The 18,382-nt window shown below is 61.0% G+C and carries 15 protein-coding genes; 10 read left to right on the forward strand and 5 right to left on the reverse strand.

Annotation, left to right across the window (positions count from 1 at the left end):
* Positions 1-4: 4 nt before the first annotated feature.
* The 4 genes from ychF (at position 5) to QZ298_RS07830 (ending at position 4,621) form a co-directional block, all read left to right on the forward strand.
* Positions 5-1,105 carry a redox-regulated ATPase YchF gene (gene ychF, locus QZ298_RS07815; RefSeq protein WP_296007685.1) on the forward strand — a complete coding sequence of 367 codons (1,101 nt, stop codon included), beginning with the start codon at positions 5-7 and terminating at the stop codon, positions 1,103-1,105.
* Between the two features lie 74 nt (positions 1,106-1,179).
* Positions 1,180-1,899, forward strand: a complete 720-nt coding sequence (locus QZ298_RS07820; RefSeq protein WP_296007688.1) for an SIMPL domain-containing protein — start codon at positions 1,180-1,182, stop codon at positions 1,897-1,899.
* A gap of 131 nt (positions 1,900-2,030) precedes the next feature.
* Positions 2,031-3,569, forward strand: a complete 1,539-nt coding sequence (gene gltX / locus QZ298_RS07825) for a glutamate--tRNA ligase (RefSeq protein WP_296007691.1) — start codon at positions 2,031-2,033, stop codon at positions 3,567-3,569.
* Positions 3,566-4,621, forward strand: a complete 1,056-nt coding sequence (locus QZ298_RS07830) for an aldose epimerase family protein (RefSeq protein WP_296007694.1) — start codon at positions 3,566-3,568, stop codon at positions 4,619-4,621. The genes gltX and QZ298_RS07830 overlap by 4 nt, the downstream gene beginning before the upstream one ends.
* 158 nt (positions 4,622-4,779) lie before the next feature.
* On the opposite strand, the gene der is transcribed toward QZ298_RS07830, so the two are convergent.
* Positions 4,780-6,084: a ribosome biogenesis GTPase Der gene (gene der / locus QZ298_RS07835; RefSeq protein WP_296007697.1), complete on the reverse strand. Its 1,305-nt coding sequence runs from the start codon at positions 6,082-6,084 to the stop codon at positions 4,780-4,782.
* Positions 6,085-6,246: 162 nt separating this feature from the next.
* Entirely contained in the window at positions 6,247-8,361 is a 2,115-nt protein-coding gene (locus QZ298_RS07840) for a cation:proton antiporter (protein ID WP_296007698.1), read from the reverse strand.
* Positions 8,362-8,851: 490 nt separating this feature from the next.
* Here QZ298_RS07840 and QZ298_RS07845 point away from each other — a divergent pair, with 490 nt between their 5' ends.
* The 5 genes from QZ298_RS07845 (at position 8,852) to QZ298_RS07865 (ending at position 14,082) form a co-directional block, all read left to right on the forward strand.
* Positions 8,852-10,006, forward strand: a complete 1,155-nt coding sequence (locus tag QZ298_RS07845; RefSeq protein ID WP_296007969.1) for a sugar MFS transporter — start codon at positions 8,852-8,854, stop codon at positions 10,004-10,006.
* 12 nt (positions 10,007-10,018) lie between these two features.
* On the forward strand, positions 10,019-10,609 hold the full coding sequence (locus QZ298_RS07850) for an outer membrane beta-barrel protein (RefSeq protein ID WP_296007701.1): 591 nt from the start codon (positions 10,019-10,021) through the stop codon (positions 10,607-10,609).
* 3 nt (positions 10,610-10,612) lie between these two features.
* Positions 10,613-11,575 carry a PhoH family protein gene (locus QZ298_RS07855; protein WP_296007702.1) on the forward strand — a complete coding sequence of 321 codons (963 nt, stop codon included), beginning with the start codon at positions 10,613-10,615 and terminating at the stop codon, positions 11,573-11,575.
* A 77-nt stretch (positions 11,576-11,652) separates the two neighbouring features.
* Positions 11,653-13,116 (forward strand): aminoacyl-histidine dipeptidase, encoded by a 1,464-nt coding sequence (locus QZ298_RS07860; RefSeq protein WP_296007705.1) that lies wholly within the window; start codon positions 11,653-11,655, stop codon positions 13,114-13,116.
* Between the two features lie 6 nt (positions 13,117-13,122).
* A complete protein-coding gene (locus tag QZ298_RS07865) occupies positions 13,123-14,082 on the forward strand; it encodes a diacylglycerol kinase family lipid kinase (protein WP_296007709.1) in 960 nt (319 codons plus the stop codon).
* Positions 14,083-14,187: 105 nt separating this feature from the next.
* On the opposite strand, the gene QZ298_RS07870 is transcribed toward QZ298_RS07865, so the two are convergent.
* The gene (locus tag QZ298_RS07870) at positions 14,188-14,763 is read right to left on the reverse strand and encodes a hypothetical protein (protein ID WP_296007712.1); all 576 of its coding nucleotides are present in this window, start codon (positions 14,761-14,763) and stop codon (positions 14,188-14,190) included.
* Between the two features lie 155 nt (positions 14,764-14,918).
* Between QZ298_RS07870 and QZ298_RS07875 the strand changes: the two genes are divergently transcribed.
* The gene (locus QZ298_RS07875) at positions 14,919-15,302 is read left to right on the forward strand and encodes an MmcQ/YjbR family DNA-binding protein (protein WP_296007716.1); all 384 of its coding nucleotides are present in this window, start codon (positions 14,919-14,921) and stop codon (positions 15,300-15,302) included.
* A 36-nt stretch (positions 15,303-15,338) separates the two neighbouring features.
* Here the strand turns inward: QZ298_RS07875 and pnuC are convergent, their stop codons facing one another.
* Together pnuC and QZ298_RS07885 are read right to left on the reverse strand one after the other, a co-directional pair.
* Positions 15,339-15,908, reverse strand: a complete 570-nt coding sequence (gene pnuC / locus QZ298_RS07880; RefSeq protein ID WP_296007719.1) for a nicotinamide riboside transporter PnuC — start codon at positions 15,906-15,908, stop codon at positions 15,339-15,341.
* 70 nt (positions 15,909-15,978) lie between these two features.
* Positions 15,979-18,369: a TonB-dependent receptor gene (locus tag QZ298_RS07885; RefSeq protein WP_296007721.1), complete on the reverse strand. Its 2,391-nt coding sequence runs from the start codon at positions 18,367-18,369 to the stop codon at positions 15,979-15,981.
* Positions 18,370-18,382: the final 13 nt, after the last annotated feature.

Consider the following 18,382-nt stretch of genomic DNA (forward strand, 5'->3'; position numbering starts at 1 on the left):
TCATATGGCACTTCAATGCGGCATCGTAGGATTGCCCAACGTCGGTAAATCGACCCTTTTCAACTGCTTGTCCAACGCCAAGGCCCAAGCGGCCAACTTCCCGTTCTGCACCATCGAACCCAACGTGGGCGTCATCACGGTACCCGACGAGCGGCTCGTCAAGCTGGCCGAAATCGACAACCCCAAGCGGGTCGTCCCGACGACCATCGAGATCGTGGACATCGCCGGTCTGGTAAAGGGCGCTTCCAAGGGCGAGGGGCTGGGCAACAAGTTCCTGGGCAACATCCGCAACACCCACGCCATCATCCACGTGCTGCGCTGCTTCGACAACGGCAACATCACCCACGTCGACGGTTCGATCGACCCCGTGCGCGACAAGGGGATCATCGACACCGAGTTGCAGCTCAAAGACCTGGAGACCGTCGAGGGGCGCCTGGCCAAGACGCAGAAGCAGGCCACCTCGGGCGGCGACAAGAATGCCAAGCGACAGGTCGAGCTGCTGCTGCAATACAAGGCGGTGCTCGAACAAGGACGTTCGGCCCGCACCGTGGAGCTGGAGAAGGAAGACCGCAAGCTGGTCGCCGACCTCAACCTGCTGACCGACAAACCGGTGCTCTACGTCTGCAACGTCGACGAAAAGAGCGCCGCGACGGGCAACGCCCATACCGAAGCCGTGCGGGCGGCCATCGCCGACGAGAAAGCCGAAATGCTCATCATCGCGGCGGCCACCGAGGCCGACATCGCCGAGCTGGAGAGCTACGAGGAGCGGCAGCTTTTCCTCGAAGACCTCGGGTTGAAAGAGTCGGGCGTGGCGCGTCTGATCAAATCGGCCTATAAATTGCTCGATCTCGAAACGTTCTTTACCACGGGGGCCGACGAAACCCGCGCCTGGACTTACTCGCGCGGGATGAAAGCCCCCCAGACGGCCGGCATCATCCACACCGACTTCGAACGGGGCTTCATCCGGGCCGAAGTCATCAAATATGCGGACTACGTGGCCTTGGGTTCGGAAAAGGCCTGCCGCGACGCGGGCAAGATCGGCATCGAGGGCAAGGAATACATCGTCCAGGACGGCGACATCATGCGCTTCCTGTTCAACGTATAAAGATCGATTTGCGCGGGGCAGCGGCATGGCCGCGACACGACATCGGATTTCAGAAACTTAAAAAATATCGTACCATGAAAAAGTACATCATCATCGCTGCCGCAGCCATCGTCTGCGCTTTTGTTCTGGGTCGTTCCTACACCTACAAATACCGTTCGCAGGACACCATCGTCGTGACGGGTCTCGGCGAGACGGAGTTTACCTCCGACCTGATCGTCTGGACGGGCACGCTGACGGCCGAGGCGCCCAACGTGGCCGCAGGTTATGCCCAGATCGAGGCAAGCAAGGCCAAGGTCAAGCAGTATCTGACCTCGAAAGGTCTGGCCGACGACGCCGTGGTCTTCGAGTTCGTGAACGTCGATAAGCAGTACGCCACCGTCTACCAGGACGGCAAGTGGGCCGGGCAGCGCTTCTCGGGCTACCAGCTGCGCCAGCGCTTTACCGTCGAGTCCAAGGAGGTGGAGAAGGTCGAGACCATCTCGCGCGAAATTTCGTCGCTCATCGCCCAGGGCGTCTCGATCGAGGCCTATGCCCCCGACTACTACTACACGAAGCTCGACGACGTGAAGATGGGTCTCATCGAAACCGCATCGGCCGACGCGCGCACGCGCGCCGAGAAGATCGCCGCCAACGCCGGCACGAAGATCGGCCGCGTGGCTTCGGCCCGCATGGGCGTTTTCCAGATTACGGGCGCCAATTCCAACGAGGAGTTTTCGGCCGGCGGTTCGTTCAACACCTCGTCGCGCAACAAGAAGGCCCGCATTACCATGCGGATCGAATACCGGATAAAATAACAGACGCTTTTTTACTATCGAACTTCCGGCAGAGCCGGGCGAGCCGCACTCCCCGGATGCGGAGACTCGCAACTCTGGTACTCACGCTCCGCGGGCTGCGGCCCGATGAAAATATACTAACGAAAAAAACGATGGAAAGACCTGTCAGAGTCCGTTTCGCCCCCAGCCCCACGGGGCCGCTGCACATCGGCGGCGTACGCACGGCGCTTTACAACTACCTCTTCGCCCGCCAGCACGGGGGCACGATGATCCTGCGCATCGAGGATACCGATTCGCAGCGCTTCGTGCCGGGCGCCGAAGACTACATCATGGAATCGCTCAAGTGGTGCGGCATCGAGATCGACGAGGGCGTCGGTGTCGGCGGCCCCCACGCTCCCTACCGCCAGAGCGAGCGGCGCGAAATCTATCTGAAATATGCCCTCCAGCTCGTCGAGACGGGCTGGGCCTACTATGCGTTCGATTCGGCCGAAGAACTCGACGCCCTGCGCAAGGAGGCCGAAGCCCGCGGCGAAGCCTTCGCCTACGACCATCGGGTGCGCGAAAAATTGGCCACCTCGCTGGCGCTGCCCGCCGAGGAGGTCAAGGCGCGCATCGACCGCGGCGACCAGTGGGTCATCCGCTTCAAGATGCCCGTAGACGAAGTGGTAAAGATGGACGACCTGATCCGCGGCCACGTGGAAGTCAACACCTCGACGCTCGACGACAAGGTGCTCTACAAGTCGGCCGACGCCCTGCCGACCTACCACCTGGCCAACATCGTCGACGACCACCTGATGGAGGTCTCGCACGTCATCCGCGGCGAGGAGTGGCTCCCCTCGCTGCCGCTCCACTACCTGCTCTACAAGGCGTTCGGCTGGAGCGGCACGCAGCCCGCCTTCGCCCACCTGCCGCTGCTGCTCAAACCCACGGGCGGCGGCAAGCTCTCGAAGCGCGACGGCGACAAGATGGGCTTTCCGGTCTTCCCGCTCTTCTGGAAGTCGCCCGCCACGGGCGAGACGTCGCGCGGCTACCGCGAGGACGGCTACCTCCCCGAGGCGTTCATCAACATGCTGGCCCTCCTGGGCTGGAACCCCGGCACGGAGCAGGAGCTGTTCTCGATGGAGGAACTCATCGGCAGCTTCTCGCTGGAGCGCGTCTCGAAATCGGGCGCCCGCTTCCAGCCCGACAAGGCCAAATGGTTCAACGCCCAATACATGCACCGCAAGAGCGACGCCGAGCTGGCCGCGCTCTACCAGCCGATCCTGTGCGAACACGGCATCGAAGTGCCGGACGCCCTGGCAGGCCGTGCGGCGGGTATCATGAAAGAGCGCGCCACGCTCACGACCGACTTATGGGATTTGACCTCGTTCTTCTTCGTAGCGCCGACCCAGTATGAGGAGAAGCAGACCCGCAAATATTGGAAAGGCGACAACCCGGCCATCCTCCGCGAGCTGCGCGGCGTGCTGGCCTCGATCGACGACTTTTCGCTGGAGAACACCGAGCGCATCGTCCATGCTTGGATCGAAGAGAAAGGCTACGGCATGGGCCAGGTCATGAACACGCTGCGCCTGGCGCTCGTGGGTGCCGGCAAAGGCCCCGGCATGTACGACGTGACGGCGTTCATCGGCAAGGAGGAGTGCCTGCGCCGCATCGACCGGATATTGGAAACGCTGCAACCGGCGGAGGCATGATCGAGATCGAGCAGGATTTGTGGGGCATGACGCCCGAGGGCGAGGCCATCGTCCTCTACACCCTGCGCAACGCACAGGGCGCCGAAGTAAAACTGACCAACTACGGCGCAACCGTCGTGGCCGTGACGATGCCCGACCGCGAAGGGCGCATGGCCGACGTGGCGCTGGGTTACAAACGCCCCGAATGCTACTTCCGCGACAGCGCCGCCTGCGGCAAGAGCGTGGGCCGCGTTGCCAACCGCATAGCCGACGGCTGCATGACGGTCGACGGACAGGAATACCGGCTCGAACGCAACAACAACGGCAACCACCTGCATGGCGGCACGCAAGGCTTCGCCGACCGCGTATGGGAAAGCAGCGCGGAGACCAACCGCATCGTGATGGATTTGCTCTCGGACGACGGCGACCAGGGCTATCCGGGCGAACTGCACGTGCAGGCGATCTTCGACTTCGACGACGACAATGCGCTGGAGATCACCTACCTGGCACGCACCGACCGCACGACGCCGGTAAACCTGACCAACCACGTCTACTTCAACCTCTCGGGCGAAGCCTCCGGCTCGGTGCTGGATCACGAACTGCGGCTCAACAGCAGCCGCGTACCGGAGATGAACGAACGGCAGATCCCCACGGGACGCATGCTCGACGTGGCCGGCACACCGCAGGATTTCAGGCAATTCCGCCCCCTGCGCGACGGCATCGGCTCGGAGTTCAACCATATCCGCGACTTCCGGGGCTACGACCACCCGTTCGCCCTCGACGGCTGGCAGGCCGGCATCCTGGGCGAAGTCGGCTGTCTGCGCGACCCGCGCTCGGGCCGGCAGGTCGAAGTGCTGACCTCGCAGCCCAGCGTGATGATCTACACGGGCAACTGGCTCTCGGGCGGATGCCCCGAAACCAAATCGGGCGGCCGCTACGCCGACCATGCCGGCGTGGCGATCGAGTGCCAGAACTTCCCCGATGCGGTCAACCGCCCCGAGTTCCCCTCGCCGCTGCTGCACCCGGGCGAACTCTACTGCCAGAAAACGGTCTACAAATTCAGCACATATTAGAGAGGGATTTCTTCAGAAAAGGAGGAATTTCCTCAGATACGAAATGTCTCGCCCCGGCAGCATCTACTGTCGGGGCGAATTTTATCCAGAAAGCGGCTGTTTCAGGCCGGGAGAATTTCGGGAAAAGACCTTTTCCCCGAACGCCCGGCGCCGCACCGTTACTTCTGCCGGAAATAGATCTGCATCGGCACGCCGGAGAAATCCCAACGCTCGCGCAGGTTGTTCTCCAAGAAACGGCGGTACGGCTCCTTGATGTACTGCGGCAGGTTGACGAAGAACGCGAACTGCGGCGTAGGAGTCGGCAGCTGGGTCACATACTTGATCTTGATGTACTTGCCTTTGGTCGCCGGGGGCGGGTAATTCTCGATCAGCGGCAGGAAGAACTCGTTCAGCTCCGAGGTGGCGATGCGCCGCTTGCGCGACTGGAACACCCGCATAGCCGTCTGCAAGACATCCAAAATGCGCTGTTTGTTGATTACCGACGTGAAGATGATCGGAATGTCGTTGAACGGCGCGAGCTTCTTGCGCAGGAACTCCGTCCACTCCTTCATGGTGTTGCTGGATTTCTCGATCAAGTCCCACTTGTTCACTACGATGACGCATCCCTTGCGGTTGCGGACGATCAGGTTGTGGATATTGAGGTCTTGCGACTCCAGTCCCTGCTGGGCGTCGAGCATCAGGATGCAGACGTCGGAACTCTCGATGGCGCGGATCGACCGCATGACCGAATAGAATTCGAGGTCTTCCATCGTCTTGCCCTTCTTGCGCATGCCGGCCGTGTCGACCAGATAGAAGTCCATGCCGAACTTGTTGTAACGCGTGTGGATCGAGTCGCGCGTCGTGCCGGCGATCGAAGTCACGATGTTGCGCTCCTCGCCCAACAAGGCATTGGTCAGCGACGACTTGCCCACGTTGGGGCGCCCCACGATGGTAATGCGGGGCAGGTCGTCGTCGTGCTCGGAGGTGGGATCGGCGGGCAGCGCTTCGAGGATCGCATCCATCAGATCGCCCGTGCCGCTGCCCGACATGGAGCTGATGCAGAACGGATCGCCCAGCCCCAGCGAGTAGAACTCGTGCGAGGAGTAGATCTGATCGTTGTTGTCGACCTTGTTGCAGACTAAGATGACCTTCTTGGAGGTGCGGCGCAGCAGATCGGCCATCAAGGCGTCGAGGTCGGTAACCCCGGTCGAAACCTCGACCAGGAAGAGGATGACATCGGCCTCGTCGATGGCCAGCAGCACCTGCCGGCGGATTTCGTCTTCGAAAATATCGTCCGAATTGACCGTGTAGCCGCCCGTGTCGATGACCGAAAACTCCTTGCCGTTCCAATCGGTCTTGCCGTAGTGGCGGTCGCGCGTGGTGCCGGCCGTAGAGTCGACGATGGCCTTGCGCTGGCCGACCAAGCGGTTGAAAAGGGTGCTTTTGCCCACGTTGGGGCGCCCGACGATTGCTACGAGGCTCATGGTATCCTTGCTTTTTTGCGATTCAAAGCGCAAAGATACGCTTATTCGGCGAAAGGTAAAAACCGAAAAGGGAAAATCGCGGGATTAAAACGTTTTAAATATCGATTTAAATCGTTTTTCCGGTCTGCATCCGAAGATTGCCGGCCGGATATTTATTTCTTCCTATCCCATATTCATGTTGAATATACCCTGCTGCTCGGCATTGCCGGCCTGCACCGGATAGACCAGCACGAAACTGTTTGCGGCGAGCGATTCGTCGAGGTAGGCCGGCATGCGGCCCATGCCCGCCTGGTAGGAAAGGCGGTCGCGGCGGCTCATGACCACCCACAGACAATCGTCGTGACGCAGCTCGGGAAGCAGCTCGGCCGGATTGTCCCAACTCTGCTCCCGGACGACATATTGGGCGATGTCCTTGTGCCGGCGTCCGCGCAGATGATCGAGCGTCTGGGCCGGAGCGAAGAAGATCAACTGCGCGCCCGTGTCGTGGGCCAGATGGCGGATGCGCAGCAGCCAGGCCTGGAAGCCGGCTTCGAGTTCGGCGCGGCGCGGCACCACGACGATGTGGCGCCGGATGGTGGGAAACGGCTGGGCCGGGCGATAGATGAAGGTCGTCACGTTGCACTGCCCCAGCACGGCGGACAAGGTTTTGCCCAAAGCCGACGGGGCAGCGCCGCCGAACACGCCGGGCATCGGGATGCCGGCGCCGGCACCGGCGCCGGTCTCGTGCATGCCCAGTACCAGATCGGTAATGTTGCGTTCGCGCACGGCACTGACGATGGCATTGACAATGTTCACATCGTAGCGCAGCAGGCGGTGCATGTGTATGTCTGCGGCAGCGGCGGCCACGGCGGCCGTGTCGAGCAGCGCCTCGGAGCGCTTCTTCATCTCGGGATCGTCGGTGCGGTTGTCGATGACGTTCAACGCATAGAGGCTGCGGTACTTCTGCTTGGTCAGGGCGATGCTCAGCCCCACCAGCTCGCCGATCCCCTCCTTGCGCGAAACCGGGATCAGCACATGCTCGCCCGCACCGCGCCCGGAGGCTCCCTGTGCCCCCTTGAGGGCGATGTTGTGGGCGCCGTGCTGCGACGCGAAAGTCGAAATGGTGCAGGTAGCCAGGATCATGAGGATCGTGCCGTTGAGCACCGCTTCGTTGAGCAGCCGGATCGGCTCGCCCTCGGGCGTATAACCCAGCACGACGTTGTAACCCACCATCACAGCGGCCAGCGTAGCGGCTACATGGGCGCTGCTGAGTCCGAACAACAGCGTGCGCTGGTCGCGGGAGAGACGGAAAGTCTTCTGCGTGAGGCAGGCGGCGACATATTTGGCAGCCGTGACCATGACGATCATCACGACGCTGACCTTCAGACTCTCCCAACTCTGGAAAAATGCGCGGTAGTCGATCAACATGCCCACGCCGATCAAGAAGAAGGGGATGAAGATGGCGTTGCCGACGAACTCGATGCGGTTCATCAAGGGCGAAGTGCCGGGGATGAGGCGGTTCATGGCCAGACCCGCCAGAAAGGCCCCGATGATGGGTTCCAGACCGGCGACCTGGGCCAGATAAGCCCCCAGGAAGACCATGACCAACACGAAGACATACTGCGAAACGCTATCGCTGCACCGCTTGAAGAACCAACGGCCCAACAACGGGAAGCACACCAGAATGACCGCCACGCAAGCGACGACCGAAAAGCCGAACCGATACCAGAACGCCTGGTCGGCCTGGCCGGTGGCGAGTCCGACGACGACCGTCAACACCATCAAGGCCAAGATGTCGGTAATGATCGTACCGCCGACAGCGATCGTCACGGCCTGGTCGCGCGTGATGCCCAAGCGGCTGACGATAGGATAGGCGATCAAAGTCTGCGACGCGAACAACCCGGCCAACAAGATGGACGAATAGATCGGGTACCCCAAAATATAATGCCCTGCGACGATGCCGAACGCCATCGGCACGGAAAAGGTATAGAGTCCGAAAACGAGGCTGCGCCACCCGTTGCGCCGGAAGTCGTTCATGTCCATCTCCAACCCCGAGAGGAACATGATATACAAGAGACCTGCCGTGCCGGAAAGGATGATGCTGCTGTCGCGCAGGACGAGGTTCAGCCCGTTGGGGCCGATGACGGCACCGGCGATGATGAGTCCCAACAGATAAGGAATCTTGAGCCTGTTCAACACGAGCGGCGCGCCCAGCACGATGGCCATGATGAGCATGAACTTGAGGATGGGATCCTCCAGCGGCAAAGTGATCGAAGGAAAGGAGAGCAAAAGAAACATAAAATAACCTGTTCGCCTTTTACGAACCGGAACCGGCTCGCAGAATAGTTGGGTAAAGATAACTATAATTGCGCAAACCACCGCACGCAAGAAACGAAAAACTCACCCCGAAACTTCGAAAACGAACGTTGCGGCCGGATTTTTGGTCGAAGCACCCAAACGAACGAACAAGCAACAACAGACAGACGAACAAGCAAACAGACGGACGGCAGGACGGCAGGACGATGGGATGGACGAACGAACGGATAACCGGACGGGCAGACAACCGGTCTAAACGGATTGCAGGCCCCGGTCGGACGATCGGTCGATCGGATTGTGGAATGGTCGGTCGATCGGTCGATCGGTCGATCGGTCGCAGAGCATTTCGAGAGTCGCAGACAATCCGGAAATCGTCAGCCGCATCAGTTCTTCGGGGCGTTTTTGCGAACAAGTACTTTTAATTTTCGGTCTGCCGGATGTCGTTTTGCAAAAAAAATGTATCTTTGTGAAAATGCAACTCAAGAAAGTAGACACACGTTTGTTGGCCCCCGTCCTGGCGGGGTTTTTCATCATGGGGTTCTGCGACATCGCAGCCCCGATCACAGGCCGCATCGCGGCAGATTTCCCGGCCGAGCGGCAGGAGGCCGTCAGCTTCCTGCCCACGATGGTCTTTCTGTGGTTCTTGGTGCTGTCGACGCCCGTCGCCGCGCTGATGAACCGCATCGGCCGCAAGGCCACCGCCCTGCTGGGGTACGGATTCACATGCGTCGGGCTGCTGGTGCCGTTCGCCGCAGGCGAGGGGTGTGCCTTGGGGTGGTATTTCGCCGGCTTCGGATTGTTGGGCATCGGCAATACCATCGTGCAGGTGGCGGTCAACCCCCTGCTGGCTACCATCGTGCCGGGCGAGCGCATGACCAGCTACCTGACCGTGGGGCAGATTTTCCGCAACACCTCGCTGCTGCTGCTCGCGCCCATCGTCACGGGACTCATCGCCGCCACGGGTTCGTGGCGCCTGCTGCTGCCGATCTATGCCGCGCTGACCGTGGTCGGGGGCGTATGGCTGCAACTGACCGCAGTGCCCGAACCGCAAGAGGCCGGACGCACGATCGGACTTTCGGAATGCTTCAGCCTGCTGCGCAACCGCATCGTGCTGCTCGCCACCCTGGGCGTGGCTTGCTTCATCGCGGCCGACGTAGGCATAGGCTTTCTGTCGGTGCGGTTGATCGACAACCCCTCGTCGATACTTACCACCACAGGGTTCTACGCCTGCCGCATCGTCGGCACGCTGGTCGGGGCCTGGGTGCTGGTGCGCTACTCCGACATACGCTACCTGCGCTGGAACATGGCCGCAGCGCTGGCGCTGGCCGGCCTGCTGCTTTTCGTGCGCAACGAAACGGCCATCTATGCCGCCGTCGGGCTGCTGGGCTTCGCCATGTCGTGCGTCTTCGCCACGTTCTATGCCGTGGCGACCAAAGCCGAGCCGGCGCATGCCAACGGCGTGGCAGGACTCATGATCATGGCCATCGCCGCAGGTGCGCTCTCGGGGCCGGTCTGCGGAGCCGTCATCCGGTGGTCGGGCAACCCGCACGCAGGCATGCTCTTCGTGGCGGCGTGCATCGGCTACATGCTGTGGGCGGCATTCAAACTGGAGAAACATCATTCATAATTTATAAACCGAATGCTTCGCAAACTTCTTTTTACGATCATCTTCGTTTCGGCCGCAGCCGCAGCCGCGGCTCAGCCGGTCAAAGTCGAATGGGGCGTGATGGGCGGTATCAACGTGCCCGACTACTCCACCAACATGGATCGCACCGAGATCAAAAACAAGCTCGGCTGGCAGGCCGGTCTGGTCACCTCGCTGAAAATCGGGTGGTTCTCGATCGACCCGCAGATCCTCTACGTGCGTCAAGGCCTGCGCATCCGCACCCAGGCGGGCGACGAACTCAACCTCAAGTCGAACTCGATCGATGTACCCGTGCTGGCGGCTTTCCGCCCGATCCGCATCGTGCGCATCTACGCCGGCCCGGTCTTCACGGTAATGAACGACTGCAAGCGCAAGTCGGGCGGCGACAAAATCGACTTCGGCCGCGTGCGTCCTACGATGTCCTATTCCGTGGGCGCCGGAGTCACGCTGTTCAAACATCTGCTGATCGACCTGCGCTACAACGGCCAGTTCAAGGGCAAAAAAGACGTGGTGCTGCCCGACGGCAGCCGCATGGACAAGCTGCGCACCTACAACGTGGCCCTGAGCGTGGGCTATCTGTTTTAGCCTATGACCGAACAAGTCGGAAAGGAGATAGCGGTCGAAGGAGTCGATCCGCGCGAGCTGTACGGCCCGCAGAACGTCTACCTCGACCGGATCAAAGCGCTGCATCCCTCGCTGAAACTCATCGCCCGCGGCTCGACGCTCAAAGTGCTCGGCGCCGAGAACGAAACGGCGCAGTTCCGCAAGCGCTTCGAAGCGTTCGCGGCATACTATGCCAAATACGGGCATGTCTCGTCGCAGGTCGTAGACCAATGCTTCGCCGCTGGGATGCCCCAGGAGCAACCCCTCGACCGCGACGTGCTGGTCTACGGCAACAACGGCCACATCGTACGCGCCCGGACGGTCAACCAGCAGCGGATGGTCGAACTCTACGACCGCAACGACCTGCTTTTCGCCGTGGGACCGGCCGGCTCGGGCAAGACCTACACGGCTATCGCTTTAGCCGTGAGGGCATTGAAAGAACGCCATGTGCGGCGCATCATCCTCACGCGCCCGGCCGTCGAGGCGGGAGAGAAACTGGGTTTTCTGCCCGGCGACATGAAGGAAAAGCTCGATCCCTACCTCCAGCCGCTCTACGACGCGCTCAACGACATGATCCCGCCCGCCCGGCTGACGAAGTTGATGGAGGAGGGCGCCGTGCAGATCGCCCCGCTGGCCTACATGCGCGGGCGGACGCTGGACAACGCGTTCGTGATCCTCGACGAAGCGCAGAACACCACCCTCCCGCAGATCAAGATGTTTCTCACGCGCATGGGCGCCAACGCCCGGTTCATCGTCACGGGCGACGTGACGCAGATCGACCTGCCGCGCAAGAGCGACAGCGGTCTGGTGCGGGCGATGGAGATTCTGCGTCCGGTCAAAGGCATCGGCATCGTGGAGTTCGACAAACGCGACATCGTGCGTCACGAGCTGGTCAAGCACATCGTCGAAGCGTTCGACAAAAACACAACGGAACGACACGAAACGTGAAAGAAACGTCCGCCGCGCCATGAATATCTGCCGGAAAAAACACCTCTTATCGAAACAACAAAAAACCCGATACCGTCATGGAAAGAAACTTATCCGCTTTGAAACCCTCGCTGGTGTGGAAACACTTCGCCGAAATCGTACGCATCCCGCGCCCCTCGGGACACGAGGAGAAAATCCGCGAATATGTCCTCGGCTTCGCCCGCTCGCTGGGCCTGGAGTGCAAGGAGGACGAGGCGCACAACATCTATGTGCGCAAACCAGCATCGGCCGGCATGGAAGACCGCAAGGGCGTGATTCTGCAAGCCCATCTGGACATGGTGCCGCAGAAGAACAACGACAAGCAGTTCGACTTCACGACCGATCCGATCGACGCCTACGTCGACGGCGGATGGGTCACAGCCGACGGCACGACCCTGGGTGCCGACAACGGCATCGGCGCCGCGGCGATTCTGGCCGTTCTGGAGGACGACACGCTGGTGCACGGCCCTCTGGAAGCGCTTTTCACGGCGACCGAGGAGACCGGCATGGACGGCGCTTTCGGTCTGAAGGCGGGGCTTCTGCAAGGCGACATCCTGCTGAACCTCGACTCGGAGACCGAAGGCGAACTTTACGTAGGATGCGCCGGAGGTCTGGACGCCAACATCGTATTCGACTACGCTCCGGCGGCGCTGCCGGCCGGCGACTACGAAGCGATGCGCCTGACGGTCAAAGGTCTCAAGGGCGGACACTCGGGCATCCAGATCGTAGCCCAGCGCGCCAACGCGAACAAGCTGCTGTTCCGGCTGCTGAACGCCCGGGCGGAGGAGCTGGGGCTGCTGCTGGCCTCGGTCGACGGCGGCGGACTGCGCAACGCCATTCCGCGCGAAGCCGAGGCGGTCGTCGTGATTCCCAAGGCAAACCGCACCGCGTTCGCCGAAGCGGTAGAAGCCTATGAAAAAACCATGATCGCAGAATACGCCGGCATCGAGGACTCGATATCGATCCGCGCGGAAGCCTGCGCAGCACCGGCAGCGATCATCCCGGCCGACGTGGCGGCGAAGCTGACCCGGGCCATAGTCGGCTGTCCCGACGGTGTGGTGCGCATGTCGACGGCCATGCCCGGTCTGGTGCAGACGTCGACCAACCTGGCCCGCGTGGTGTCGGCCGGCCGGACGATCAAGCTGCAATGCCTGCTGCGCAGCTCTGTCCGCAGCGAAAAGGAAGCCTTGGGCGAAGCGATCGCGGCGGTCTTCGCACTGGCAGGCGCCACGACCGAGCTGACGGGCAGCTACGACGGCTGGAATCCTGACATGCACTCGCCGATCCTCAAGGCGATGACGGCCTCCTACGAACAACTCTACGGCACGGAGCCGTCCGTGACAGCGATCCATGCAGGTCTGGAGTGCGGGATCATAGGCAGCAACTACCCGGGGCTGGACATGATCTCCTTCGGCCCGACGATCTGCTACCCCCACTCGCCGGACGAGAAGGTCGAGATCGCCTCGGTGGCGAAATTCTACGACTTCCTGGTGCGCACGCTGGGCAACATACCCCGAAAATAAGCTCCCGTGGAACAAACCCGAACGAAGTGGTTCGTGATCGTCAATCCGGTGGCGGGCGGCGGGCGCGGACTGGATGATTTCCCGCAAATATCCAAACACTTGCGCGACGCGCACATCCGCTACGAACCGGTATTTACCGAACATAAGTTCCATGCCACGGAACTGACCGTCTCGGCCGTACGCGAAGGCTACCGCCACATCATCGTCGTGGGCGGCGACGGCACGCTGCACGAAGCGGTCAACGGACTCTTCATCCAGCAGGAAGTGCGCCCCGACCAGGTGCTGCTGGCCGTGGTGGCCGTAGGCACGGGCAACGACTGGGTGCGCACGTTCGGCATTTCGAACCGCTACCAGGACGCCATAGCGGCGATCGCCGCGGGGCACTCGTTCCTCCAGGACGTGGGCGTGGTGTCGTATGAAGAATCCCACTACCGCCAGCACCGCTACATAGCCAACGTGGCCGGTGCGGGGTTCGATGCGCAAGTGATCCGCAAGCACTCCCACATGAAGAAAAAGGGCCACAAGAGCCGCTGGCGCTATACGTGGTGTCTGGTGCGGTCATACTTCAGCTATAAGTCGACGGGGACGAAGGTGTGGGTCGACGACCGGCTGGTCTACAACGACCTGCTGCTCTCGGCGGCGATCGGCATCTGCAAATACAACGGCGGCGGCATGCAGCAGCTGCCCGACGCGGTGGCCGACGACGGCATGCTGGACGTGTCGCTCATCCGCCCGATCCACTTCTGGCACATCCTCTTCCGGTTCCACTACCTGTTCAACGGCGGCATCTACCGCATCCGCCATGTGCTCCAGCAGCGCGGCAGCCGCATACGGATCGAATCGTCGCCCGAGGTGTCGGTCGAAGCCGACGGCGAACTGCTGGGCGAAACGCCGCTGGAGTTCTCGGTGCTGCACAAGGCGATACGCATCGTTGTGGGCGCGGACTTTCTGAAAAAGAACGAATAAAACGAATGCCCGAGGCATTCATCGAGCACCGTCATCTATGCTTCGGGCGGGACTTCCGATCGTGGAAGCCCCGCCCGCGCGGTTCTTTAGCAAAATGGCAGGACGCTACTCGACGGTCTCGATCACGTCGACCTCCGTTACCGTCCAGCTGAACAGATCGTTGGCGCACTCGCTCTCCATGCGGCGGATGCGCGAATGGTCGGTCGTGTCGGCCAGCACGGCGTTGAAGAACTGCGTCATGGTCTGATAGGCCCCGTTGACCTTGTAGGCGAAGCAGTTGTAGAACTGGCGCTGCTGCTCGTGATCCAGCCCGGCCGGCAGCACACCCTGCGCCACCAGGTAGGGATAGGGATAGATATGACGCATGTTGCGGGCATCGGCGTTGAGTTCGTCGACGATGGCCGTCACGACCACCATGTCCACCGTGTCGTTGACGCCGGGCATCTGGATGAAGGTGGTGTAAACGGGATAATCGGCTTCCAGATCGGTGGCCACACCGTCGGTAAAGACCACGTATTCGTCGTCGGTCAGGTCATCCAGATAGGCCATTTGGCGGTAGTCGCGCAGCGCTTCGCGCATGGCTTTGCGTTCTTCGTGGTTCCATTGGCGGCGTTGCGAGCAACCCATCAGTCCTGCGGCCATCACAGCAAGCAAGGGAAGGCAGAGGAGAATTTTTTTCATTGTTTACCTCGATTTTGGTTTTACTTTCCTGCCGTTCCGCAATCCATGTGCCAAAAAACCGGAATGCCCGATCATAAACGATCCCCCGGCTCCGAAAAACGACGATCTTGCGAAAAAAGCGTAGATTGCGGATCGAAAATCGCTATCTTTGTCCTATGGACGTATTGGAATTCCGCGATTATTGTCTCTCGCTGCCGCTCACGGAGGAGAGCACCCCGTTCGACGAAACGACGCTCGTCTACAAGATCGGGGGCAAGATGTATGCCTGCGCCGACATGGCCGAATTTGCGCACTTCGCCGTGAAATGCGCCCCCGACGAGGCGCTGCGCCTGCGCGAACGCTACGCCGAAATCGGCACGGCGCACCACTTCAACAAACAACACTGGAACGGCATCCGCACCGACGGCGACCTGCCCGACTCGTTCCTGCGCGAACAGATCCGCAACTCCTATCTGCTGGTGCTGCGGCGGAACGTCACGCCCAAGGCACTGCGCGAAGAAATCTTGGCATACGTCGAACAACACGGACTGCCCGAATGACAAGCGGGGCGCCCTTTATTGGGCGCCCCGCTCCGCTCATCTTGCGGCCTGCCGCCGCCAGCGCAAATAACCGGCCATAGCCAACACCGAGTAGAGCACATAGAGACCGGCCGTGAGCGGAATCCCCTTGCAGACATACAGCCCCGCCGACACCGCATCGACCGCCAGCCAGACGAGCCACTGCTCGACCCACTTGCGCGAAAGCATCCAATAGGCCACGATGCAGAGGGCCGTGGTCAGGCTGTCCCAGAACGGCACCGCACTGTCGGTAAAATGCACGAGCAGCCCATAGATCGCGGCATGCAGCACGGCATAGCCCACGACGAGCGCCGGGAGCCATTTCCAAGGCGTATGGGCGATGGCGCCGGCCGAAGCCCCTTTGCGGGGAGCGTTATGCCATACGGCCCAGCCGTACAAGCCGGCCAAGACATAATAGACCTGCATGGAAAAATCGGCATAAAGCCCCGCCTTGTAATAGAGCGCACCATGCACCACGGGCATGACGAGTCCCACGATCCACAAGCGGATATCGGCACGGTACTCCAACCAAAGGTAGAGCAGTCCGAGCACGACGCCCACGATTTGCAAAAACAATTTTATGTCCACCTCGACAAGGTAAAAATCGAAAGCAGAAAGCTGTGCGGATATCAACCGCTTCCTGCTTTCAGTGTCCCATTCAGAATTTGACCGTCACGTTGGCCAGCACATGGAGCGGCGCCTGCGGGAAGTAGAACGCATGGTCGGTGCGCACGCCCTCGTAAGCCTCCGACCAACCGTAGCCGTTGCTTTCGTAGCGGGCGTCGAACAAGTTGTAGATCGCCACGCCGAAACGCACGCTGCGAGCCGCGCGGGTGCGGAGCGTGTAGCCCAGATTGAGGTTGGTCACGCAATAGCTGTCCAACCGCATGTCGGGATTGGCGAAGTTGGTAAAATACTGCTCGCCGACATACTGCGTGTGGAGCAGGGCCTCGAAACCCCGGATGTGGAAATCGAGGAACAGCGCCCCCATGGTCTCGGGCGAATAGGAGATGCGCGTGGTGCCCATTTCCCGGGTGTAATAGCCGTAGCCGTCGTCCGTGACGTTGCCCTCGACAGCATAGTCCACCACCTTGTCCACATAGTTCTTGATGCGGTTCTGCGAGAAAGTGGCGTTGGCGCCGACCGTGAACCAGGGCAGCGCGCGCCAGGCGGCCGAAAGCTCGATGCCGCGGCGGTAGCTCTTGGGCACGTTGATGTTCAGTGCGTCGTAGTTGTCGTTGATGCGGCCGGTCTTGACCAGCTGGTTCTTGTAGTACATGTAATAGAGGTTGACCCCGACAGTCACGGCCGGCAGCTCGAAGCGGTAGCCGATCTCGTAGTCGAACATCTTCTCCGAGGACGGATAGCTGTCGTCGTCGGCATACATGTAGCGATCCGTGAAGTCGCCGCGCGTGGGTTCCTTCTGCGCGATGGCGAACGACGCGAAAAGGGTGTGGTGCTCGGCGAAGCTGTAGGTCAGACCGGCATGCGGGTTGAAGAAGTGGTAGCGCTTGTCCACGTCGATGGGCTGCATGCCGACCGTCGAGGAGACGTAGTTGTCGTTGACGCCCCAGGCCTCGTAGCTCACATAGCGGTACTGCAAGTCGGCGAAGAGGTTCAACCCCTCGGCCACCGTCCAGTTGGCACGTCCGAAGATGTTGAAATCGTGCTTGTTGACGTCGTTATAATACCAGGCGGCATTGCGGTCGAACTCCACGCCGCCGTCGATCCACTCCAACTCGCCCCAATGCGGGCACGAATAATAACTGTACGACCCGCCGAACGACACGTCCACCGTCCGGGCATGATAATGCGCCGCGGCGTTGAGACCGCCCAGATGGTTGCGCATTACCTTCTTGCGGATCAAGTCTTTGCGCACCTTGTTGCCCTCGCTGTCGAACGCCACGTCGTCGGCGAAGCCGTACTCCACGAGCTTGGCGTCGTCCTTATACTGCTTGTAGAAACCGTCGCCGTAGGTATAGAACGCGGTGGCATTCATCGACCACGCCTTGTTGAACGTATGGTTGAAAAGCAACTGATTGTTGATTTGCAGATAGTTGTCGGTCTGGTCGTCGTAATAATCGACATGATAGGGATTGCCTTTCTTGTCGTAAAGCGTGAACGGACCGTCGGAAGTCTTGTACTGACCGCTGTCGTGATAACGACGTCCGTACCGGGCCATATCCTCCTTGGAGACGCCGTTGTAAGTGAGGTAGGTTTTGGCCTTGCCGCCGAACGAAACGAACTTGACCATCGTGCTGCCCCCGTAGTAACCGGCCTGGAACATGTAGGAACACAGATCGGTGGAGCCGCGGTCGATGTAACCGTCCGACCCGATATGCGAGAGGCGTCCGTCGAGCGCCCAGTGTCCGCCCAACAACCCCGACGAGAAATGCACGGCCTGCTTGTTGGTGTTGTACGACCCATAGGAGAGCGACGCCGAACCGCCGAACTCGGTGGAGAGCGTCTCGGTGGTCATGTTGACGGCACCGCCGAACGCTCCGGTGCCGTTGGTCGAGATACCGGCGCCACGCTGGATCTGCATGTCGCCGACGGCCGAGACGAGGTCGGGCGTATCGTACCAATACATCGAATGGGAATCGGGGTTGTTCATCGGCACGCCGTTGATCGTCACGTTCAGACGTGTGGCGTCCGTGCCGCGCAGCCGCATCGAAGTGCCGCCGATGCCGATGCCGGTTTCGTTGGTGGCGATCATCGAGGGCGTGAGGGCCAGCACGGAGGGGATGTCGTAACCGAAGCTGTTGCGGGCGATCTCCTCGCGCGAAACGGAAGAATAGGCCACGGGCGTAGACCCGGTGGCGCGCGTGGCGGTTACCTCGATCTCCTGGAGCCGGTACATGCGCACGGAATCGTCGGGATGCACGGCATCGGAAGCCGGCAGTCCCTCGGAAAACGATGCGTCCTGCGAAGCCGGCGCGGCGACGCCCCTCTCCTCGGGCAATTCTTCGCATCGGGACACGGCGACGTGCCCGGCATGGACAACCTGGCACAAGGCCAAGGCCGCGATGGGTAGTAGAAACCTTTTCATAGATACTTTAATT

This window comes from uncultured Alistipes sp., assembly GCF_910580175.1.
Classification (GTDB): Bacteria; Bacteroidota; Bacteroidia; order Bacteroidales; family Rikenellaceae; genus Alistipes.